The 21,400-nt window shown below is 70.3% G+C and carries 15 protein-coding genes; 7 read left to right on the top strand and 8 right to left on the bottom strand.

What is annotated here, in order from left to right; translation table 11 throughout:
- Nucleotides 1-47 precede the first annotated feature (47 nt).
- Nucleotides 48-260, bottom strand: a complete 213-nt coding sequence (locus ACQPWZ_RS01500; protein WP_356704507.1) for an MbtH family protein — start codon at nucleotides 258-260, stop codon at nucleotides 48-50.
- Nucleotides 261-822: 562 nt separating this feature from the next.
- On the opposite strand from ACQPWZ_RS01500, the gene argJ reads away from it, so the two are divergent.
- From argJ to ACQPWZ_RS01470, 6 genes are all read left to right on the top strand, one after another.
- Entirely contained in the window at nucleotides 823-1,974 is a 1,152-nt protein-coding gene (gene argJ, locus ACQPWZ_RS01495; protein WP_433570358.1) for a bifunctional glutamate N-acetyltransferase/amino-acid acetyltransferase ArgJ, read from the top strand.
- Nucleotides 1,971-2,873, top strand: a complete 903-nt coding sequence (gene argB, locus ACQPWZ_RS01490; RefSeq protein WP_340471278.1) for an acetylglutamate kinase — start codon at nucleotides 1,971-1,973, stop codon at nucleotides 2,871-2,873. The genes argJ and argB overlap by 4 nt, the downstream gene beginning before the upstream one ends.
- Nucleotides 2,870-4,114, top strand: a complete 1,245-nt coding sequence (locus ACQPWZ_RS01485; RefSeq protein ID WP_433570357.1) for an acetylornithine transaminase — start codon at nucleotides 2,870-2,872, stop codon at nucleotides 4,112-4,114. Before argB ends, ACQPWZ_RS01485 begins: the two co-directional genes overlap by 4 nt.
- A 74-nt stretch (nucleotides 4,115-4,188) precedes the next feature.
- Nucleotides 4,189-5,217 carry an N-acetyl-gamma-glutamyl-phosphate reductase gene (gene argC, locus ACQPWZ_RS01480; protein WP_433570356.1) on the top strand — a complete coding sequence of 343 codons (1,029 nt, stop codon included), beginning with the start codon at nucleotides 4,189-4,191 and terminating at the stop codon, nucleotides 5,215-5,217.
- Between the two features lie 514 nt (nucleotides 5,218-5,731).
- Nucleotides 5,732-7,282, top strand: a complete 1,551-nt coding sequence (locus ACQPWZ_RS01475) for an MFS transporter (protein WP_356704500.1) — start codon at nucleotides 5,732-5,734, stop codon at nucleotides 7,280-7,282.
- Nucleotides 7,283-7,706: 424 nt separating this feature from the next.
- Nucleotides 7,707-9,947 (top strand): MMPL family transporter, encoded by a 2,241-nt coding sequence (locus tag ACQPWZ_RS01470; protein WP_433570355.1) that lies wholly within the window; start codon nucleotides 7,707-7,709, stop codon nucleotides 9,945-9,947.
- Nucleotides 9,948-10,077: 130 nt separating this feature from the next.
- On the opposite strand, the gene ACQPWZ_RS01465 is transcribed toward ACQPWZ_RS01470, so the two are convergent.
- From ACQPWZ_RS01465 to ACQPWZ_RS01435, 7 genes are all read right to left on the bottom strand, one after another.
- Nucleotides 10,078-10,365 carry a ferredoxin gene (locus tag ACQPWZ_RS01465; protein ID WP_433573750.1) on the bottom strand — a complete coding sequence of 96 codons (288 nt, stop codon included), beginning with the start codon at nucleotides 10,363-10,365 and terminating at the stop codon, nucleotides 10,078-10,080.
- 5 nt (nucleotides 10,366-10,370) lie between these two features.
- Entirely contained in the window at nucleotides 10,371-11,606 is a 1,236-nt protein-coding gene (locus tag ACQPWZ_RS01460) for a cytochrome P450 (protein ID WP_433570354.1), read from the bottom strand.
- Between the two features lie 198 nt (nucleotides 11,607-11,804).
- On the bottom strand, nucleotides 11,805-12,332 hold the full coding sequence (locus ACQPWZ_RS01455; RefSeq protein WP_405567333.1) for a hypothetical protein: 528 nt from the start codon (nucleotides 12,330-12,332) through the stop codon (nucleotides 11,805-11,807).
- A gap of 256 nt (nucleotides 12,333-12,588) precedes the next feature.
- On the bottom strand, nucleotides 12,589-12,948 hold the full coding sequence (locus ACQPWZ_RS01450; protein WP_433570353.1) for an STAS domain-containing protein: 360 nt from the start codon (nucleotides 12,946-12,948) through the stop codon (nucleotides 12,589-12,591).
- Between the two features lie 407 nt (nucleotides 12,949-13,355).
- Nucleotides 13,356-14,276 carry a DUF6891 domain-containing protein gene (locus ACQPWZ_RS01445; RefSeq protein WP_433570352.1) on the bottom strand — a complete coding sequence of 307 codons (921 nt, stop codon included), beginning with the start codon at nucleotides 14,274-14,276 and terminating at the stop codon, nucleotides 13,356-13,358.
- Between the two features lie 48 nt (nucleotides 14,277-14,324).
- Nucleotides 14,325-15,023 carry a response regulator gene (locus ACQPWZ_RS01440; protein ID WP_433570351.1) on the bottom strand — a complete coding sequence of 233 codons (699 nt, stop codon included), beginning with the start codon at nucleotides 15,021-15,023 and terminating at the stop codon, nucleotides 14,325-14,327.
- A complete protein-coding gene (locus ACQPWZ_RS01435; protein WP_433570350.1) occupies nucleotides 15,020-19,273 on the bottom strand; it encodes a HAMP domain-containing protein in 4,254 nt (1,417 codons plus the stop codon). The genes ACQPWZ_RS01440 and ACQPWZ_RS01435 overlap by 4 nt, the downstream gene beginning before the upstream one ends.
- A gap of 215 nt (nucleotides 19,274-19,488) precedes the next feature.
- On the opposite strand from ACQPWZ_RS01435, the gene ACQPWZ_RS01430 reads away from it, so the two are divergent.
- On the top strand, nucleotides 19,489-21,279 hold the full coding sequence (locus ACQPWZ_RS01430) for a SpoIIE family protein phosphatase (protein WP_433570349.1): 1,791 nt from the start codon (nucleotides 19,489-19,491) through the stop codon (nucleotides 21,277-21,279).
- Nucleotides 21,280-21,400 lie beyond the last annotated feature (121 nt).

Raw genomic sequence — 21,400 nt, 5'->3', positions numbered from 1 at the left:
CCGTTCGCCGGTCCTGTGGCCGAAGCCGGGCCGCCGCGGGCAGCCCCCTACCCGGCCATCGCCTCCCGCAGGCTCCTGGGCCGCAGATCGGTCCAGTTCTGCTCGATGAACTCCAGGCACTGCGCGTGACCGTCCTCACCGAACACCACCCGCCAGCCGGCGGGAACCTCGATGAACGACGGCCACAGGGAATGCTGTTCCTCCTCGTTCACGAGAACAAGGAACCGGCCGTCCGCGTCGTCGAACAGATTGCTGCTCATCGTCCACTCCAATTCAAGCCGTTCACGAGCGGCTTCCCGGTGGGAAGCCCGCCCCATGATCCGAGCACGGTGCGGGATGGACAGTCTCACCATCCCGCATTCCAAGGGTATTTCGGCCTGTCAGAGCCTTGGTTGAGATACCGTGGACTCCTCCAGGGCCGGTCGGTCCTTCCATCCTTGTCACCGGTTCGCCGGCGGTCAAAGGGCACGTGTTCCCCGGACCGGGACCCGCCCGCCGTCCTGCGGACAGGACGGCCGGCACCGAAGGACCAGAATGGCACGAAGTGTGTCTCCGGCCGCTGGACGGACGGTCAAGTTCCGGCTGAGAGCGGCCGCAACAGCGCCCGCCGGCAGCGGATGAGAGAAATGCGGAAAGCCTCTCCGGGCGGGCGGAAAGAAGAGCCCGCCGGTGTACGGCGGACCGTGCCGAGAGGCCCCGGCTCCCCCTTTTCGGGGAATAGCCGCCGCGTATCAGACGCGGCCGGCAACCCCCTTCTCGTTCCGGGGGAGTCGCTCTCGCCCCCCATGTCACCAACATCTTTTCCACCATAGGAGATTCGCCATGAGCGTCACGGCAGCGCAGGGCTTCTCGGCCGCAGGCGTCGCAGCCGGAATCAAACACAGCGGCAACCCGGACCTGGCCCTGGTGGTCAACAACGGTCCGCGCACGGCCGCCGCGGGCGTCTTCACGTCCAACCGGGTGCAGGCCGCGCCCGTGCAGTGGAGCAAACAGGTTCTCAGCCGCGGGGCGGTGAGCGCCGTCGTCCTCAACTCCGGTGGTGCCAACGCCTGCACCGGCCCCGAAGGTTTCGACGACACCCACGCCACCGCCGCGCACACCGCCCGCGTCCTCGGTCACCGCGCCGACGAGATCGCGGTCGCCTCCACCGGTCTCATCGGCGTGAGACTGCCGATGGACAAGCTGCTGCCGGGCATCGAGACGGCCGCCGCCGCGCTCGCCGCCGACGGCGGCGAACAGGCCGCCGTCGCCATCAAGACCACCGACACGGTGCACAAGACGGCCGTGTACGAGGGCGAGGGCTGGAGCGTCGGCGGGATGGCGAAGGGGGCGGGCATGCTCGCCCCGGGGCTCGCCACGATGCTCGTGGTGCTCACCACCGACGCCGACCTCGACAGCCCCGCCCTGGATGCGGCGCTGCGGGACGCGACCCGGCTCACCTTCGACCGGATCGACTCCGACGGCTGCATGTCCACCAACGACACCGTGCTGCTGCTGGCCTCCGGCGCCTCCACCGTCGTGCCCGCGGCCGGCGTGTTCGCCGACGCGGTCCGCACGGTCTGCGACGACCTCGCCCGCCAGCTCATCGGCGACGCCGAGGGCGCCTCCAAGGACATCCGCATCGAGGTCGTCGGTGCCGCCTCCGAGGACGACGCCGTCGAGGTGGCCCGCACCATCGCCCGCAACAACCTCCTCAAGTGCGCCCTGCACGGCGAGGACCCGAACTGGGGCCGTGTGCTCGCGGCGATCGGCACCACCCGCGCCGCATTCGAGCCGGACCGGCTGAACGTCGCCTTCAACGGCGTGTGGCTGTGCAAGGACGGCGCCATCGGCGCCGACCGCGCGGCGGTCGACCTGCGCGGCCGGGAGATCCGCATCACCGCCGACCTCGCCACCGGTCCCGCCTCGGCGGTCGTCTGGGCGAACGACCTGACCGCCGAGTACGTCCACGAGAACAGCGCGTACTCGTCATGAAGACTTTCCAGCACCCCGCCCTCGCCAAGGCCGAGTCCGTCCTGGAGATGCTGCCCTGGCTCATCCGCCACCGCGGGCAGATCGCCGTCATCAAGTTCGGCGGCAACGCCATGGTCGACGACGAGCTCAAGGCCGCCTTCGCCCACGACATCGTCTTCCTCCACCACGCCGGCCTCAAGCCCGTCGTCGTCCACGGCGGCGGCCCGCAGATCAGCGCCGAACTCGACCGGCGCGGCCTGGTCAGCGAATTCCGGGCCGGCCTGCGGGTGACCACCCCCGAGGCGATGGACGTCGTGCGCATGGTCCTCGCCGGCCAGGTCCAGCGTGAACTCGTGGGCCTGCTCAACCAGCACGGCCCGCTCGCCGTCGGTCTCACCGGCGAGGACGCCCACACCATCACCGCCTCCCGGCACTGGCCCGAGATCGACGGTGAGCTGGTCGACATCGGCCGCGTCGGCGAGATCACCGGCGTCGACACCGGCGCCATCGAGGCACTCCTCGCCGACGGCCGTATCCCGGTCATTTCCTCGATCGCCCACTCCCAGGACGACGGACATGTCTACAACGTCAATGCTGATACGGCGGCTGCGGCACTCGCTGCGGCGCTGGGCGCCCAGACCCTGATGTTCCTCACCGACGTCGAAGGGCTCTACGCCGACTGGCCCAACAGCCGCGAGGTCATCGGCCAGCTCACCGCCGGCCGGCTGGAGAAGATGCTGCCCGGCCTGGCCGGCGGCATGGTGCCCAAAATGGCCGGCTGCCTGCACGCGGTCCGCAACGGCGTCGATGACGCCCGTGTCATCGACGGCCGCATCCAGCACGCGGTGCTGCTGGAGATGTTCACCGACGAGGGATTCGGCACGGTCGTCGTGCCGGACGAGGAAGAGGGAACCCCATGAGCGAGCCCGGCAGTACGGAGCTCATCCAGCGCTGGCGGACATCGCTGATGGGCAACTACGGAACTCCGCGCCTGGCACTCGTCCGCGGCGAGGGCACCGCCGTGTGGGACGCGGACGGGAAGAAGTACCTCGACTTCGTCGGCGGCATCGCCGTCAACTCCCTGGGCACCGCGCACCCTGCCGTCGTCGGCGCCGTCCGCGACCAGATCGGCCGCCTCGGCCACGTCTCCAACCTGTTCATCGCCCGTGAACCGGTCCTGCTCGCCGAACGGCTCCTCGCCCTGACCGGACGGGAGGGCCGGGTCTTCTTCTGCAACTCAGGCACCGAGGCCAACGAAGCCGCCCTCAAGATCGGCCGCCTGACGGGCCGCCCGCACACGGTCGCCGCCGCCGGCGGCTTTCACGGCCGTACCCTGGGCGCCCTGTCGGTGACCGGCCAGCCTGCCAAACGGACCCCCTTCGGCCCCTATCCGGCCGACGTCACCTTCGTCCCCTACGGCGACCCCGACGCGTTACGACGGGCCGTCACCAAGGACACCGCCCTGCTGGTCATCGAACCGATCCAGGGCGAGAACGGCGTCGTCGTCCCACCGCCCGGCTACCTGGCCGCCGCCCGCGACATCACCCGCGCCACCGGCACGCTGCTCGTCCTCGACGAGGTCCAGACCGGCATCGGCCGCACCGGCCACTGGTTCGAGCACCAGGCCCACCACGGCGTCGAACCGGACATCATCACCCTCGCCAAGGGCCTCGGCGGCGGACTGCCCATCGGTGCCACCCTCGCCTTCGGCCCCGCAGCCGACCTGCTGGGACCCGGCTCGCACGGCACCACCTTCGGCGGCAACCCGGTCGCCTGCGCCGCCGCCCTCGCCGTCCTGGACACCATCGCCGGCGACAACCTCCTGCCGCACGTCGTACGACAGGGCGAGACACTGCGCCGCGGCATCGAAGTCCTCGCCCACCCCTTGGTCGCCGGCGTCCGCGGAGCGGGACTGCTGCGCGCGATCGTGCTCACCGAGCCGCTCGCCGTGGCGGTGCAGCAGGCGGCCGAGGCCGCGGGCCTGCTGGTGAACGCCGTCGCCCCACAGGTGATCCGCCTCGCCCCGCCGCTGACCGTCACCGACCAGGAGATCGCCGCATTCCTGCACACCCTGCCCCGGGCCCTGGACCAGGTCCACGCCCGGTGGCAGCAGACGACCGGGGCCGCGGCGCCGGTCGCCGGGCAGCTCGCCCACCGGTGAGAGCCGTGCACAGCACCACGCAAGGTGGCCGTCGCGGACGGGCACCACACCAGTCCCGCAACGGGGGAGAAGTCATGACCGTACGAGCAGCAGTGGCAGGAGCAAGCGGATACGCCGGGGGAGAAGTGCTGCGTCTGCTCCTGGCGCATCCCGAGGTCGAGATCGGCGCCCTGACCGGCAACGCCAACGCCGGCCAGGACCTGGGAGCGCTTCAGCCGCACCTGTCGCCGCTGGCCGGCCGTGTCCTGGCGGAGACCACCGCCGAGGTTCTGGCGGGACACGACGTGGTCTTCCTGGCCCTGCCGCACGGCCAGTCCGCCGCCATCGCCCGGCAGTTGGACCCCGGCGTCCTGGTCGTCGACATGGGCGCCGACTTCCGGCTGGACAGCGCCGACGACTGGGAGGCGTTCTACGGCACACCGCACGCCGGGACCTGGCCCTACGGTCTGCCCGAACTCCCCGGCGCCCGCGCCGCGCTGGCCGGCACCCGGCGCGTCGCGGTCCCCGGCTGCTACCCCACCGCCGTCGCGCTCGCCCTGTTCCCGGCGTACGTCGGCCGGCTCGCCGAGGCCGACGCGGTGGTCGTCGCCGCGTCCGGGACCTCCGGGGCGGGCAGGGCCGCCAAAGCGCATCTGCTGGGGTCCGAGGTGATGGGCTCGATGAGCCCGTACGGCGTCGGTGGCGGCCATCGGCACACCCCGGAGATGTCCCAGAACCTCAGCGCCGCGGCGGGTGAGAAGGTCACCGTCTCCTTCACCCCCACTCTGGCGCCGATGCCCCGCGGCATTCTGGCCACCTGCTCGGTGCGGGCGAAGGCGGGCGTGACGCAGGAGACCGTACGGGCTGCCTACGAGAAGGCGTACGCGGACGAGCCGTTCGTGCACCTGCTGCCCGAGGGGCAATGGCCGGCGACCGCGGCCGTGTACGGCTCCAACACCGTGCAGGTGCAGGTCGCCTACGACGAGAACGCACAACGGATCACCACGGTCAGCGCCATCGACAACCTCACCAAAGGCACCGCCGGCGGTGCGGTGCAGTCGATGAACATCGCCCTCGGCCTGCCCGAGGAGACCGGCCTGCCGCTCACCGGAGTGGCGCCCTGACCTCCGCCCCCTGCGGGCGCCTCTCAACAGCTTCCGAGCCTCCAAGGTGCCCCGGCCCGGGGCGGCTCGGGCCGAACGCCGCCGCGTGCGGCCTCCCACAACGCGCCGTCATCCACGACGCAGTACCAAGGTGCCCGGCCACGAGCCGGGGCGCCGCAGCACGGCACCCCACCCACGGCGTGCCGCACGCGTGGCAGGCCGGCATCCGGATCGCACCACGGACCGGGTCGTCCTCCACCGCCGCAGTAGCCGTCGCCGGGCCCGGCTCGCAGGACCGGCCCCGGCGACGGCTGCAGGCCGTCCCGTCCCGGTCGGGTCACCCCGACCTCAGGGCGGGCCCCACAACAGCCGTCCACTGTGTGGTAGTTCGCACAGCGTTCGGAGTCTCACGACGGATGGCCGGAAGGGGACTGGCGGCTAGCTAAAAAACCGCGACGCTGGTTTTATATGTCTCAAGTTCCCCCCTGCGCGCGGCTCTTCGGCCGCACGGCCACACTGTTCGAGAGGTTTCCTGATGGAACGTCATCCGCGACGCTGGCTCATCCTGATCGTGCTCTGCCTCAGCACGCTGGTGCTGGTCATCGACAACATGGTGCTCACGGTGGCGGTTCCGCCCCTGGCGGAGGACCTGTCGGCGAGTGCCCAGGACATTCAGTGGATCATCGAGTCCTACATGCTGGTCTTCGCCGGCCTGCTGCTCTCCGCGGGCAGCCTGTCCGACCGGTACGGCCGCCGGAAGATCATGATCATCGGCCTGGCGGCCTTCGGCGCCGCATCGGTGCTGGCCACCTGGGCCGACAGTCCCGAACAGCTCATCCTCGCCCGGGTGTTGATGGGTGTGGGCGGTGCGCTGGTGATGCCGAGCACCCTGTCCATCCTCATCACCGTCTTCGACGACGAGGAGCGGCCCAAGGCGATCGCCGCCTGGAGCGCGGTGGCCATGGTCGGCCTGGTCGGCGGCCCGGTCCTCGGCGGTGTGCTGATCGCCCACTTCTGGTGGGGCGCCGTCTTCCTGATCAACATCCCGATCGCGGTACTCGCCATCATTGCGGCCCTGATCCTGATGGAGGAGTCCAAGGGGCCCTGGCGCAAGGCCGACCCGGTCGGCATGGTGCTCTCCATGGTCGGCATGGCCGCACTGGTCTGGACGATCAACGAACTGCCCAAGGACGGACTCGGCCACACGAGCACGCAGGCCTCGCTCGCACTGGCCGTCCTCGGTCTGGGGGCGTTCGCGATCTGGGAGAGCCGCGTCGAGTCGCCGATGGTCCCGCTGAGCCTGTTCCGCAACCGGATCTTCACCGGCGCCAGCTTCTCCCTGGTCCTGCTGACCTTCGCCAACGGCGGACTGATGCTGGTCCTCACTCAGTACCTGCAGTACGTCCTCGAATACACGCCCACCGAGACGGGCCTGGCCTTCACCCCGCTGGCGGTGGCGACCCTGGCCTTCAACGGCGTCGGGGCCGGCCTGATCCCCAAGACCGGCAACCGGCCCGTCGCGGTGGCCGGACTGCTCCTGATCGCAGCCGGGTTCGGCGTGCTGTCCACCCTCGCGGTCGGTGACGGCTGGGGACCGCTGATCACCGCCATGGTGCTGATGGGCGCGGGCAGCGGCCTGGCGATGCCCGCCGTCATCGCGGCCCTGATGGGTGCGGTGCCGGAGGAGCACGCCGGCGTCGGATCCGCCCTCAACGACACCATCCAGCAGGCCGGTGCCGCGCTCGGTGTGGCGGTGCTGGGCGCCGTCCTGTCGGGCACCTACACCGCCGCGATGCCGGGCTCGGCGCCCGGGCCCGCCAAGGACTCGATCGTCGACGCGCTCGCCATCGCCGCCCGCGACGGCAACACCACCCTGCTCGACCAGACCCGCGACGCCTTCTCCGACGCCATGTCCGCCAGTTTCCTGTCCGGCGCGGCCGGCGTCGTCGGCGCCGCCGTACTCGCCCTGTTCCTCATCAGGGGAGGCAAGGCGGCCGCCGCCGACACCGGGGCCGGTGCGCAGCCGGCCGGTACGGGGGAGGAGAGCGTGCAGAAGGAGGCGGCGGACAGCACGGCCGGCCGCTGACCGCCGCGGCCGCTCGCACGTATCACGGCTCGAATGGACGCTCCGTCACCGTGCCTGAATCTGTGACACACCGTCACCGAGTCTGAAACCCGGCCCGGTTCCGCCTCCCGCGGAGCCGGGCCGGCGGCCTGCCACGCCTTCCCGGACCGGATTCCGGAGGCGCGCTCGAGGCTCGCTGGAGGTCGCCTGGAGGCAGGCTCTCGGCGCTTGAAGCGCCCGGCACTCCCGCCCTACCCTGAGCGAAACCGCTTACGCGGTTTGTTCGCGTGTGCCCTGCCCGCATGTCCGACCCGCGCCGTCATCGTCCTCGTCCGTGTTCATGTCGTGTTCGTGTGCCTCGTGACGTGCGTGTCCGCGGGTTCGTGTGCCGCGCCGCGTTCCGTCTCCGTGCGTCCCCGCCGATCCCCATGGGAGTCCTTTCGCCGTGGCTACCTTCCTGTACAAACTGGGCCGTTTCGCCTTCCGGCGGCGCGGCCTGACCGCGCTGCTGTGGGTGTTGGTCTTCGGCGGGGCGGGCTTTGCGGCCTCCACCGCCCCACCGCCTCCCGCCGACACGTTCTCGATGCCGGGCACCGAGTCGCAGAAGGCCTTCGACCTGCTGGAGGACTCTTTCCCGGCCGCTTCCGCCGACGGTGCCTCCGCCCGGGTCGTCGTCCGCGCACCGGACGGCGGGAAGATTTCTGCCCCCGAGCACAAGGCCCGCGTCACCGCACTCGTCGCCGACCTGTCCAAGAGCCCGCAAGTGGCCCGCGTCAGCGACCCGTTCGCGGCGAACGCCGTGAGCAAGGACGGCACCACCGCCTACACCGTCGTCACCTACAAGGTCGCCGCCCCTGAACTGACCGATGCGGCGCACGATGCGCTCACCCGGGCGACCGGCACGGCCCGCACCGCCGGTTTGAGTGTCGAGGCCGGCGGTGACGCGGTCGCCGTGGACGCCACGATGAGCGGCACCGGGGAGAAGATCGGCATCGCCGTCTCCGCCGTCGTCCTGCTGATCACCTTCGGCTCCGTGATCGCCGCCGGCATGCCGCTGCTCACCGCCCTCATCGGCGTCGGCGTCGGCATCTCCGGCATCACCGCCCTCGGCACCACCCTGGGCCTGTCGAGCACGACCTCCACCCTGGCGCTGATGCTGGGACTCGCGGTCGGCATCGACTATGCGCTGTTCATCGTCTCCCGCTACCGCGCCGAGATCGCCGAGGGGCACGAGCGCCAGGAAGCCGCGGGCCGCGCCACCGGCACCGCCGGCTCGGCCGTCGTCTTCGCCGGTCTCACCGTCATCGTCGCCCTCGCCGGCCTGACCGTTGTGAACATCCCGATGCTCACCAAGATGGGCCTGGCCGCGGCCGGCACGGTCGCCGTCGCCGTCCTCATCGCCGTCACCCTCGTGCCCGCCCTGCTCGGCTTCGCCCCGGTCAAGGTGCTGCGCCGCCGTGACCGGCGACAGCACTACGGCAAGCCGCTCTCGGCCCGCAAGCAGCGCAAGGCCGCCAAGAGGGCCGCGAAAGCCAAGCCCAACCTCGGTGCCCGCTGGGCGGGTTACGTGCTGCGCCACCCCGTGGCGGTGCTGCTCGTCGGGGTGGTGGGACTCGGCGCCGCCGCGGTGCCGGCCGCGAGCCTGGAGCTCGGACTGCCCGGCGAGGGCACGATGGCTCCCGACACCACCCAGCGCAAGGCCTACGACATCCTCTCGGAGTCCTTCGGCGACGGCTTCAACGGCCCGCTCACGCTCACCGTCACCGCGAAGGACGCCGCCCCCGCGGCCGAGGACGTGAGCCGGAAGCTGGCCGGTGAGGAGGGGGTTGCCTCGATCTCCCCGGCCGCAGTCAATGAGGCCGGCGACACCGCCATCCTCAACCTCATTCCCGACACCGGGCCGGGCGACGGCCGCACCGAGGACCTGGTCCGCTCGATCCGTGACGCCGCCGGCGGCCTGGAGACCGACACCGGCGCCGAGATCCTGGTGACCGGCCAGACCGCGATGTTCATCGACTTCTCCCAGACCCTCGACGACGCCCTGCTGCCCTACCTCGCCCTGGTGGTGGGCCTGGCGTTCCTGCTGCTGATGGTGGTCTTTCGCTCCGTCCTCGTCCCGCTGAAGGCGGCGCTCGGCTTCCTGCTGTCGGTGAGCGCGGCACTGGGCGCGGTCGTCGCCGTCTTCCAGTGGGGTTGGCTCGCCGACGTCTTCGGTGTCGATCAGCCCGGCCCGGTGATGAGCACCATGCCGATCTTCATGATCGGAGTGGTCTTCGGCCTGGCGATGGACTACGAGGTCTTCCTGGTGACCCGGATGCGTGAGGCGTACGTCCACGGGGCGCGCCCCGACGAGGCGGTCGTGACCGGCTTCCGGTACGGCGGGCGGGTGGTGGCTGCCGCCGCGATCATCATGGCGAGCGTCTTCTCCGGCTTCATCATGGAGGAGAACGACCTGATCAAGATGATCGGCTTCGGTCTGGCGATCGCCGTCCTCTTCGACGCCTTCATCGTCCGGATGGCGATCGTGCCCGCCCTGTTCGCCCTGCTCGGCAAGGCTGCCTGGTGGCTGCCCCGCTGGCTGGACTGGCTGCTGCCGAACGTGGACGTCGAGGGCGGGAAGCTGAGCCGCACCCCGCAGGCCCGGCGCGTGGCCTTCCCGCGCCGGGAACGCGAGCTCGTCGACTGAGACCCCTGCGCCCCCACTGTCTGCGGCCCGGCGGCCGGTGAGCCGCCGGGCCGCAGGCATGCAGGGGCACGTTCCAGTCCGTACAGCGTGCGCTCTTGCGTACATTGTACGTCATGGCATACGGTGTTCGTCAGGCCGGTGCGCTGCCGTCCCCCGTCGGCGCACCGGCCTGCTCGTGCTCCCGTTCCGCGGCGTCTGCTGGATCCGTATCGCCGGCATCGCCCTCGTCGAGGAGGGTGAGGGCGCCGGCGGGGCACAGGCCGGCCGCCAGACGCACCGCGGGCCGCTGCCCGGCCGGAACACGGGCGGTCAGCAGGACGACCCGGCCGTCCCCGGGATCCTGGTCGAACACCTCCGGCGCACTCAGTGCGCACATTCCGGCACCCTGGCAGCGTTCGCGGTCGATGCCGATCCGCATCGCGCTCACTGCCCGTCCCAGGCGACGGGCAGCCGGTGCACCCCGTGGATGTTCATGCCGGTGCGCAGCGGCACGTCCTGTGGCGGGACGGCGAGCCGCAGTGCGGGGAAGCGGGTGAACAGGGCCGGCAGGGCCACCCGCAGCTCCACGCGGGCCAGTTGCTGGCCCAGGCACTGGTGGATGCCGTGCCCGAAGGCGAGATGGCCGGTGGCTTTGCGGCGCAGGTCGAGGGTGTCGGGGTCGGCGAACTTCGCCGGGTCACGGTTGGCGGCCTGCACCGAGACGGTGACCGAGTCGCCGGCGCTGATCAGCCGGCCCTCCAGCTCGACGTCCTCCAGCGCCGCCCGCACGCCGGTGTGGGCGATGCTCAGATAGCGCAGCAGTTCCTCGACCGCCGTCTCGGCCAGGGCGGGGTCGGTGCGCAGCGCGTCGGCCTGCGCGGGGTGGCTCAGCAGCGCGAAGGCGCCGAGCCCGATCATGTTGGCGGTGGTGTCCAGGCCGGCGGCGAGCAGGAAGCCGCCGATGCCGGCGAGTTCGGCGTCGCTGAGGTCGCTGTTCGTCAGATCGCTGAGCAGGTCGTCGGTGGGCCGGGCCCGCTTGGCCGCCACCAGCTCGCGCATCGTGTCCTGCAGCGCGGTGCAGGCGGCGAACTGCTCCTCCTCGGTGACCTCCAGGCCGCTCACCGCGGCGGCCAGGGTCTGGAACGCCGCACGGTCCGCGTCCGGCACGCCGAGCAGCTCGCAGATCATCAGAGCCGGGACGGGGTGCGCATACGCCTGCACCAGGTCCACCGGCCCGCCATGGCGTTCCATCGCGTCGAGATGGTCGGTGGTGATCTCCTCGACGCGTGCGGTGAGTGCGCGCATCCGCCGGACGGTGAACCGGCCGGCGAGCAGCCGGCGGTAGCGGGTGTGCTCGGGCGGGTCGATCCCGGTCAGGTCCCCGACCGGCGCGGGCGGCAGCTCGCTGACACCCGCGCCGGGGAAGGGGTAGTGCAGGAGCTCGTAGCGGGAACTGAAGCGGGGGTCGGCGGCTAACGCGCGGACCGCCGAGTGGCCTGTGGCCAGCCAGCCGATGTGCCCGTCGGGGTAGCGCATCGGGCGCAGCGGGTCCTGTTCGCGGAGCCGCGCCAGTTCGCCGGGCGGGTCGAAGGGGCAGCCCGCCGGGCGGTCGATGGGCAGCTGGACCGGCTCGGCGGCGGGAGCCGCGTCCGTTTCCCGGGAGTTCGGCAGGTGTCGCATGGTGTCCTCCGGTGCAGCGTGAGGTGACGGTGCACCGTGCGGTGCACCGCGGTCGGAACAGTGCGGTCGGATGGGGCGTAGCCGGGGAGCAGGCATGGCTGTCCCGTCCCCCGGCATGAGCGGGTGGTGTCGCAGGTGGTGTGAGGTGGCGACGTGAATGAGCTGAGGCGGCGGCGGTCCGCCTGATCGCAGTCGGCCCTAGCGGACCCGGCTCGTGCAGTCCGGCCGCCCCAGGTGCCGGTCGAGTCCGGCCGGCCGACCGGACTCGGGACCCGTCAGGGCGCCGGCAACGGCTCGCACCAGCCACGCATTGACGGAGAGGCCTTCCTGCCCCGCCGCGCCTTCTATTCGGTCCTTCAGCTGGGCGGGCAGGCGGAAGTTGATCCGCGCCGTAGCCCCGTCCTCCGCGTCCGCCGGAGCGGGCGTCGGCGCCGTGCGCACTCCGGGCTCGTGCTGATGCAGGTCTTGGTGTATCTCGTGGGCGGGTGGCGCGGTCACCACGAACTCGGGGTCGAGCCCCCGCAGCCGTACGTCGACCGAGCCCGGCGCCAGGTCACGGGTGACCTCGGCCATGGCGGCGGACAGGGCGTTCAGAAGGGTGAGGCGGGTGGCCGACTCCAGCGGTGCGGTGAGCCGTTCCGCCACGGCCCGGACGTCGTCGCCGCCGGCCTCGACGGTGACCGCGAGCTCGTGGCGGAGGTGGTCGACGTAGGGCGTGAGATCCATAACGCCATAGTGGCACCACTATGGCGTCATGGCAAGCGTGTCATGGCGTCGTTGTGGTGCCGCGGTGCCTTATGGCTGGATCGGGTACGGCACAGGGCCGGGGGAGAGGCGGTACCTGTGCGGCTGCGCACCCGGAGTCGTAACGCCCGGTGCTGCTACCGGAGTTGACGCGTTGACGATTGCCCGACCTGCCCTGCCTCGGCCTGGGTCACGGAACCGGGGGTCCGGGTGCTGGTCCGGTGGGTTCTCGGCCGGGTCAGGCGGCGGTGCCTTGGGGGAAGTGGCGGGCGGCGCCGCCGATGGCGAGGCCTGTGTCGGGTGTGGCGGTCAGTGGGGTGCCGGTGATGTGGAGGAGCCGGGTCAGGTGGTCGGGGATGTTGCGCACGGTGAGGTGGGTGCCGCGGCGGGCGGCGGAGTTTTTCGCGGCGACGAGTGCGCCGATGCCGGAGCAGTCGCAGAACGCGAGGTCTGTGAGGTCGATGACGACGTGGCGGTATGCGGTGACTGCTGCGGCGAGTGCCGCGCGGATGTCTCCGACGGTGGAGATGTCCAGCTCTCCGGTCAGTTTCATTACGGCGTGCCCCGGGCCCGGCCCGGCAGTCGTCGTGATGTCCATGTGACTGCCTCCCGCATGTGCGCCGTGGGGTGGCGCGTGACAGCCGTCGTCCAAGGCCGTGGCCTGTGTCGGACGACCGCTCGACATTCCGACGTGGCATCCATACAAACCGGGCCAGAAGTGATTTGTCCAGAGGTGACGGGCCGGTGCTGTCCGGGGGGTCGATATTGGCATCCGGTGCCGGTCAGCTCTCGGTTCCGGCACCGGATGCCAGGCTGTGTGGGGTGCGGGTGACGTGTGCCCCGGCTGCGTCGGCGAGGTGGGCGAACGCCACGGCGTCACGGACCGCGGCCCCTCCCGGTCGTGGCGGGTCAGTGGCCGGGCGGGTCGCCGGTCACGTCGTCTTCGTCGACGTCCACGCCCCTCACCGAACTCGCCCAGTACGGCGCCTCGCCCCAGGCCGGTCCTCAGCCGACCAGGCGGCGGCGCCACTCCAGGGGCGTGACGGTGATGGCCCGGCCGGGGTCACGGTCCCAGTCGGCCCGGAGACCGGCCGCTTCCAGTGCGGCCACGACCTCGTGGCCGATGGTTGCGGTGGTCTCGGCCGAGCCGTCGAAGCCTCCGTAAAGGAGCATCAGACCGTGACCCGCAGCCGCGGAGTCGGTGCACTGGGAGTGGAAATAGACGAAGCCGCGGGCGTCGGGCCCGCCTTCGGCGCCGATCTCGGATTGGCCGCAGCTGCGGCAGCAGGTGAAGTTCTCGCGGGCGGTGATACCGACGTCCTGGAGGCCGGTGAACGCGCGGGTGAGCCGTTCCGGGTCCGTCTCGCCCTGCCATTCGCTCTGCTCCGCGACGCGCTCCAGCCACATCCGGTCAGCCAGCGCCTCCGCCTGCTCCCGCGATACCGGCCGCCGGTCAGCGGTGACCAGGTACTCCTCGGCGAGCTCAGCCAGTTCGGCGCGGTCGGCGTAACCGCCGACCAGTACCTCGCGGATGCGCTTCTCCAACTCCGAGCGCTCGTCGTCGTCGAGGTCGAGCGGTGGGACGTTGCGGGCGGTGGGGCCCATGTCCAGCAGCGACCAGGCCAGATCCGTGCCCCAACCGGAGTCCCGCCGGGCCCAGCCGGTCATCGCCGCAATCACGGCCTCGGAATCGTCGACCAACACCTGGAAGTGCCGGTCGGCGGCACCGTCGCGGTGCTCCAGCGTGTAGTCCCCGCCGGCCTCGTGCCAGACCTGAGCGAAGACGTCGGGCAGGTCGGGTATCCGATGGGCCACCAGGAACCGGTCACCATCACCGCCGATGCGCCGGACCAGCCCGGCCAACTCCTCGGCGGACACACGAACGCGCCGATCCCCGTCCTCCGACTTCACCACGATCTCGAGCATGCGCCGACTCTGGCACACCCCTGTGACAGCAGAGACGGTGCCCCAACGTCATTCCGGTCCCAGTCGCAGCCCGCCGACGGCTCGTTCGAGTTCCGCGACGCGATCGGCGAGGGTGACGGCATCGAAACCGCTGGCTTCGCGCAACAGGAGCTCGATCTGGGTCAGTTGTTCGCCGATCCCGGCCAGCCTTGCCTCGGTCCGTTCAGTCGCGGCAGGCGGTGATGGCGTTCCCTTCTCGCGGCGTTGGGCGGTGCCTTCGGCCGCCTCCGTACGGCCGCTGAGGGCGGTGACGGCCCTGGCCTCGGCGAAGAGATGCCGCAACTGCTCGGCCTGGGCGGCCAATTGGCGGTTCTTCCGAAACAGGTCGAGGAAGACGCAGATCTTGGTACGCAGCAGCCACGGGTCGAAGGGCTTCGTGAGGAAGTCTGCTGCGCCGACCGAATACCCGCGGTAGGCATAGTCCGTCTCGACCTCGGTGCCGGTCAGGAGGATGATCGGCACGTCTTTGGTCTGGTCCAGACGCTTGATGTTCGCGGCGGTCTCGAAGCCGTCCATGCCGGGCATCAGGACGTCGAGCAGTACCACGGCGAACTCCTGCCGCAGCATGGCTTTCAGGGCTTCCTCGCCGGAGTGGGCGCGCACCAATTCCTGATGGAGCGGTCCGAGCAGGGCTTCGAGCGCGACGAGGTTCGCCTCGATGTCGTCGACGATGAGGATGCTGCACTTCTCGGGCGTGTGTGTGCTCATGGCTTCTGCCTCGACGTGTCTTCGTCGGCGACGTCCGGCGCCTGCACGGGCCGCGGCCCGGCGGGGCGCCCCTGCGGGTCGAGCAGATCACAGGCCACGGACAGCAGGTGGTCCACGTCCACGGGTTTCGGAATGTACTCCGAGGCGCCCGCTTCGAGCGCCTTCTCCCGGTCGCCCGGCATGGCCTTGGCGGTCAGCGCGATGATCGGCAGGTCGGAGAGGTGGGGCGAATCCCGCACAGCGCCGATCGTCTCGTACCCGTCCATCTCGGGCATCATGATGTCCATCAGGACCAGAGAGATGGCAGGAACACGGTCCAGCATCTCCAGACCTTCGCGTCCGTTCTCGGCGTACTTGACGGTGATGCCCACGCGGCCCAGTACATGCATGAGCGCGAAGACGGCACGGATGTCGTCGTCCACCATGAGAATCGTGCGCCCGGCCAGCACTCTGTGCGGCCGGCCGGTGATCCACTCCTTGAGCCGCGTTGTCTCCGGCCAGCTCGATGTGTCCCTGCCGGTGGCCGCTGCCGCCATGTCGGCGGGGAGCTCGGGGGTGCTTGTCGGGCGGGGCGCCGGGGGAGCGGCAAGCGGACCCGCCGGCAGCAGGGGGACCGTCGACGGCGTGTTCTCCGCCCTGGGGCCCGCAGGGATCGCCGGGGTTTCGGTCATGGGCGCAGACGCCTCGGTGTGGTGCGCGGGCACGTACAGCGTGAACCGGGAGCCGACGCCGGGTTCGCTGTCCGCGACGATCCGGCCTCCCAGCATGCTGGCGATCTCCCGGCTGATGGAGAGCCCCAGCCCGGTGCCGCCGTACTTGCGGCTGGTGGTGCCGTCGGTCTGCTGGAACGCCTCGAAGATGACGCCCAGCTTCTCCCGCGGGATGCCGATGCCGGTGTCCTCGACGCAGAACGCGAGGATCGGCTCGCTCGTCGGCATCGCCGTCCCCTCGATCTCCTGGTCCGCTGCGCGCTCGACCCGTAGCACCACGCTGCCCGACGAGGTGAACTTCACCGCGTTCGACAGCAGGTTCCGAAGAATCTGCTGGAGCCGCTGCTCGTCGGAGTACAGCTCGCTGGGCACGCCCTCCCCGACCGTGACATCGAAGGACAGTCCACGCTCGCCCGCGAGGGGCCGGAACATGGCATGCATGTAGTTGAGCAGCTTGGACAGTGGGAGTTTCCTCGGATGGACGTCCATGCGGCCCGCCTCGATCTTCGACAGATCCAGGATGTCGTTGATCAGCTGGAGCAGGTCCGATCCCGAGCGGTGAATGGTCGCCGCGAAGTCCACCTCCTGTTCGGCGAGGTTCCCGTCCGGATTGTCGGCCAGTAGCCGCGCCAGGATCAGCAGTGAGTTGAGCGGGGTGCGCAGCTCGTGCGACATGTTGGCCAGGAACTCGGACTTGTACTGGGACGAGCTGGCCAGCAGAGTGGCCTTGTCCTCCAGTTCCGCGTTGGAGCGCCGCAGTTCCGCGGTGAGTCGCTGGGACTCGGAGAGCAGGGCCTCGGTGCGCGCGTTGGAGAGAATCGTGTTGATCGAGACGCCGATGGTGTTCACGAACTGGTCGATGAAGGCCAGATGGACCTCGTTGAACCTGCTGAACGAAGCGAGTTCGATGACACCGAGCACCTTGCCCTCGAACAGGATGGGGAAAATGACGATGCTGGTCGGCGGTGCCGAGCCGAGCCCGGACTCGATGCTGATGTACCCAGCCGGAACCGCATCGACGAGAACGCGCTTCTTCTCCAGGGCCGCCTGGGCGATCAGCCCTCGAACCGGCTTGCTGGTGTCGTTGTTCGGGCTGTTGTCCGGGCCCTCGGCGCAGCCGTAGCCGGCGATGAATTGCAGGCCCCGGCCGGGTTCGGCACCGGCCTCGGCCATGAAGAACGCTCCGAACTGCGCGTTGACCAGTGGGGTGAGCTCACGCAGGATCAGGTCCGCCACCTCGACCAGGTCGCGGTGGCCCTGCATCAGGCCGGCGATACGGGTGAGGTTCGACTCGAGCCAGTCCTTGGCCCGGGTGGTCTCGCGGAGGGTGGAGACCATGAGATTGACGTTGTTCTTCAGCTCGTTGACCTCGCCGCTGGCCTCGACGGCGATGGAGCCGGTCAGGTCGCCCTGGGCCACCGAGCTGGCGACTTCGGCGATCGCGCGCACCTGGGTGGTCAGGTTGAGGGCGAGTTCGTTGACGCTCGTGGTCAGCCGCTTCCAGGTGCCGTAGACGCCCTCGACCCGTGCCTGGCCGCCCAGTTGTCCCTCGCTGCCGACTTCGCGGGCCACACGCGTGACCTCGGCGGAGAACGAGGACAGCGTGTCGACCATGGTGTTGATGGTCGTCTTGAGTTCGAGTATCTCGCCGCGTGCGTCCACGTCGATCTTCTTCGACAGGTCGCCCTGGGCGACGGCGGTGGCGACCTGGGCGATGTTGCGGACCTGGGAGGTGAGGTTGTCGGCCATGAAGTTGACGTTGTCGGTGAGGTCCTTCCAGACGCCGGAGACGCCGCCGACCTGGGCACGTCCGCCGAGTTGCCCGTCGGTGCCGACTTCGCGGGCCACGCGTGTCACCTCGTCGGCGAACGCCCGCAGCTGGTCGACCATCGTGTTGACGGTGTCCTTGAGTTCGAGGATCTCGCCGCGTGCGTCCACGGTGATCTTCTTCGAGAGATCCCCGTCGGCGACGGCGGTGGTGACCTGGGCGATGTTGCGGACCTGGCTGGTGAGGTTGGACGCCATGAAGTTGACGTTGTCGGTGAGGTCTTTCCAGACACCCGAGACGTCCCGGACGTGTGCCTGGCCGCCGAGTTGTCCTTCGGTGCCGACTTCGCGGGCCACGCGTGTCACTTCGTCGGCGAAGGCGGACAGTTGGTCGACCATGGTGTTGATCGTCGACTTCAGTTCCAGGATCTCGCCCTTCGCCTCCACGGTGATCGTCTTGCCGAGATCGCCGGTGGCGACGGCGGTGGCGACCTGGGCGATGTTGCGGACCTGACTGGTGAGGTTGTCGGCCATGAAGTTGACGTTGTCGGTGAGGTCCTTCCAGACGCCGGAGACGCCGCGGACCTGGGCGCGTCCGCCGAGTTGTCCTTCGGTGCCGACTTCGCGGGCCACGCGTGTCACTTCGTCGGCGAAGGCGGACAGCTGGTCGACCATCGTGTTGATCGTCGACTTCAGCTCCAGGATTTCGCCCTTCGCGCTCACGGTGATCTTCTGACTCAGGTCGCCGGTGGCCACGGCGGTGGTGACCTGGGCGATGTTGCGGACCTGGCTGGTGAGGTTGGACGCCATGAAGTTGACGTTGTCGGTGAGGTCCCGCCAGACGCCGGATACGTCCCCGACGTGTGCCTGGCCGCCGAGTTGTCCTTCGGTGCCGACCTCGCGGGCCACGCGTGTCACCTCGTCGGCGAACGCCCGCAGCTGGTCGACCATCGTGTTCACCGTGAGCTTGAGTTCCAGCACCTCACCGGTGGCCTCCACCGTCACGTGCTGCGTGAGGTCGCCTCGTGCCACCGCTGTCGTGACGACGGCGATGTCCCGGACCTGGGACGTCAGCCGGGACGCCATCGTGTTGACCGCCTCGATCACCAGACGCCAGTCGCCGGACAGGCCGCGGGCGTGGGCGCGCCCGCCCAGCCGGCCTTCGGTGCCGACCTCGCGGGCCACCCGCGTCACTTCGCCGGTGAACAGTGACAGCTGGTCGACCGTGCGGTTCACGCAGAGCGCCAGCCGCCGCAGATCGCCCCGGAGCTGGCGGCTGCCGTCGTGCAGGTCGACGCGCTGCGTCAGCTCCCCGTCCGCCACTGCGTCCAGGACGCGCGTGGCGTTCGACACCGGAGCCACCAGGGCTTCGAGCAGCGTGTTCGCCGAGTCCACGCCCGTCACCCACGAACCCTGCCCCGGGCTCGCCGAGAGCCGTTCGTCCAGCCTGCCGTGCCGTACGACCTCGCGGCGGACCCGCTGCAGTTCGCCGATCAGATGCTCGTTGCGCACGGCGATCTGATTGAACATGCCGGCGATCTCCGTCAGGATCCCCTCCTCCGCCCTGTCCACGCGGGCGGTGAAGTCTCCGTCGCGCAGTGATTGCAGAGCGTTGAGCAGGGGGCGCAAATCGCTGCCGCGCACCCACGTGGGGTCCGACGGCGCGGAGGGCGGTGCATGTTTCGTGGGCTCGGCCAGACGTGAGGGGTCCGCTGACTCGGTCGGGTCAGCGGCCGCGGAAGGGGGGTCGGCAGAATCCGGGTCGAGCGCCATGACGTTCCACCCCTATCGCCTATATGGGTAGATACGTCACACTATAAGTGTTTGGTGAAGAACCTGAAGCAAGATCGCTGAGGACCTGAATGGCCACTCTGTCTCCTTGGTCGGCTCTTCCTCCTGGCTCGGCCCTGATCTCGCCCCCTGACAGGTACCTGTCGCGGACGACGCTCCAGGCGAGCCAGCGGGCGGCCTCCGAGGCGCGCGCGTTCGTGCGCGCGACCCTCGCCGAGCAGGCCGCGGCGTTCGTGGCCGGGTCGAAGGTGATCACCCAGGAGTTCGAAGAGGTCAGCGGGGATGCCGAGCTCCTGGTCAGCGAGCTGACCACCAATGCCGTCATGCACGCCGGTACGGACATCCACATCATTTGCGCTTTGGAACGGGGCCGGAGCCATTCGCGCACGCAGGCGGAGCCCGGTCCCGTGGCACACGCGGAGGACGCGGACGCACCCGTCGCCGTGATCATCGAGGTTGCCGACCACCACCCCACCCGGGCGCTGCGCGTCCACGAGGACATGCCCGGCCGCCAGTGCCTCGGGCTGCGGATCGTGGGCGCGCTGGCCACGTCATGGGGGGTGACCTACGACCACGACCAGAAGTCTGTGTGGTTCCGCCTGGAGGCCTCGGGGCAGGAGCGGCGGCCCTCCGAGCCCGCGGCATCGCCACGGGGCGTTCCGCGGGCCTCCGGGGCGTCGACAGCGCCCGGCGCCGGTGACGGTCTCATCGCGGAGTGGCCCGGCCAGGCGGGTCCCACCTTCCTCGCCGAGGGCAGCGAGCTTCTCGCGGGCCAGCTCGACGAGGATCTCGTCGCCGCACTCGCAGGACAACTGCTGGTGCCCCGGCTTGCCGACTGGTGCGGGGTATGGCTGGCCGAGGACGGCGGCGGTATGCGGCTGTCCCAGGTCTGGCACGCCGAAGAATGGCGCATCGACGCGCTGCGGCAGGAGCTGGTGAGAGAAGTGCCGCCCGGCATTCTCAGTACGGCGAGCATCCCCTGGCCATGGCCGGAGACCGCCGGGGACGCGGGCAGCCGGGGCTCGGCACTGGCGTTCCCCTTGGTTGCCGGCGGCGACTGCCAGGGCGTGCTCCTCCTGGGCAGGTCCGGGCAGCTCCGTATGACCGACAGCCTGGCGAACGTGGTGCAGGACGTGGTGCGGCGCATCGCGCAGTCATTGGTCACCGCCCGCCGGTACACCCGGCAGAAGACGATCAGCCGGGCCCTCCAGCGCAATCAGCTGCCCGAATTCCTGGCCACCATCCCGGGCGTCGACACGGCGATCGTCTACGAGCCGCACGGTGAGGGTCAGACCGTCGGCGGCGACTTCTACGACCTGTTCCCGTTGAGGGAACACTGTTGGGGTTTCCTGCTCGGCGACGTGCAGGGCAAGGACCCCGAGGCGATGTCGGTCACCGGCCTCGCCCGTTACCTGGTCAGACTGCTGGCACGCGAGGGCCACGGCGTCGAGTCGGTGCTGCGAAGGCTGAACGCCGCCTTGGCGGAGGAGAGCGAAGAAGCCGTGGCGAACGGCGGCGAACGCGCCCGCCCGCGCCTCTTGAGCATGCTGTACGGAGAGCTGCAACTCGGCCTCGGCACCGCCGGACCCCGCTGCACGATCGCCAGCGCCGGGCATCCGTTGCCGCTGCGCCTCCTGACCGATGGCTCGGTGGTCGCAGCGGCGGAGCCGCAGATGCTGCTCGGTATCGACAACGGCGCGGACTTCGAAGCCCGCTCCTTCAGCCTCGCCCCCGGAGAGACGCTGCTGTGCGTGACCGACGGTGTCACGGAGCGCCGATGCGGTCATCGGCAGCTGGATGACCGGGACGGCCTGTCGGCGGTGCTCCGGGAATGCACCGGGCTGGGCGCGAAGGCCGTGGCCGAGCACATCCGCCGGACGGTGCACGGTTTCGGTCCCGGTCCCGTCGAGGACGACCTCTCGGTGCTGGTGTTGCAGGCACTGCCCGTCGCGGGTGCGCTCACCGGGGAGCGCCGACCGGCTCGCTGAGCGGCCGCAGGAGTCGGCGAGCAGCACTCCGGGCGCCGTGGGCGGGCCGCGCGGCCGGCCTGGCAGTGCCTCTCGCAGGGCAACGCCGCCGGCCTCTGGCTCGCCATGGGATCCGCATCCG

The organism is Streptomyces sp. CA-251247, assembly GCF_050952975.1.
GTDB lineage: Bacteria > Actinomycetota > Actinomycetes > Streptomycetales > Streptomycetaceae > Streptomyces > Streptomyces achmelvichensis.
This window is presented reverse-complemented; position numbering and strand designations above follow the sequence as displayed.

Excerpts from the sequence above, each read along its gene's own strand:
- ACQPWZ_RS01450 (WP_433570353.1), bottom strand. The coding sequence starts at position 12,948 with ATGGACATCACGACGACTGCCGGGCCGGGCCCGGGGCACGCCGTAATG.
- ACQPWZ_RS01440 (WP_433570351.1), bottom strand. The coding sequence starts at position 15,023 with ATGAGCACACACACGCCCGAGAAGTGCAGCATCCTCATCGTCGACGAC.
- ACQPWZ_RS01460 (WP_433570354.1), bottom strand. The coding sequence starts at position 11,606 with ATGCGACACCTGCCGAACTCCCGGGAAACGGACGCGGCTCCCGCCGCC.
- ACQPWZ_RS01435 (WP_433570350.1), bottom strand. The coding sequence starts at position 19,273 with ATGGCGCTCGACCCGGATTCTGCCGACCCCCCTTCCGCGGCCGCTGAC.
- ACQPWZ_RS01445 (WP_433570352.1), bottom strand. The coding sequence starts at position 14,276 with ATGCTCGAGATCGTGGTGAAGTCGGAGGACGGGGATCGGCGCGTTCGT.
- ACQPWZ_RS01500 (WP_356704507.1), bottom strand. The coding sequence starts at position 260 with ATGAGCAGCAATCTGTTCGACGACGCGGACGGCCGGTTCCTTGTTCTC.
- ACQPWZ_RS01455 (WP_405567333.1), bottom strand. The coding sequence starts at position 12,332 with ATGGATCTCACGCCCTACGTCGACCACCTCCGCCACGAGCTCGCGGTC.
- ACQPWZ_RS01485 (WP_433570357.1), top strand. The coding sequence starts at position 2,870 with ATGAGCGAGCCCGGCAGTACGGAGCTCATCCAGCGCTGGCGGACATCG.
- argJ (WP_433570358.1), top strand. The coding sequence starts at position 823 with ATGAGCGTCACGGCAGCGCAGGGCTTCTCGGCCGCAGGCGTCGCAGCC.
- argC (WP_433570356.1), top strand. The coding sequence starts at position 4,189 with ATGACCGTACGAGCAGCAGTGGCAGGAGCAAGCGGATACGCCGGGGGA.
- ACQPWZ_RS01465 (WP_433573750.1), bottom strand. The coding sequence starts at position 10,365 with ATGCGGATCGGCATCGACCGCGAACGCTGCCAGGGTGCCGGAATGTGC.
- ACQPWZ_RS01475 (WP_356704500.1), top strand. The coding sequence starts at position 5,732 with ATGGAACGTCATCCGCGACGCTGGCTCATCCTGATCGTGCTCTGCCTC.
- argB (WP_340471278.1), top strand. The coding sequence starts at position 1,971 with ATGAAGACTTTCCAGCACCCCGCCCTCGCCAAGGCCGAGTCCGTCCTG.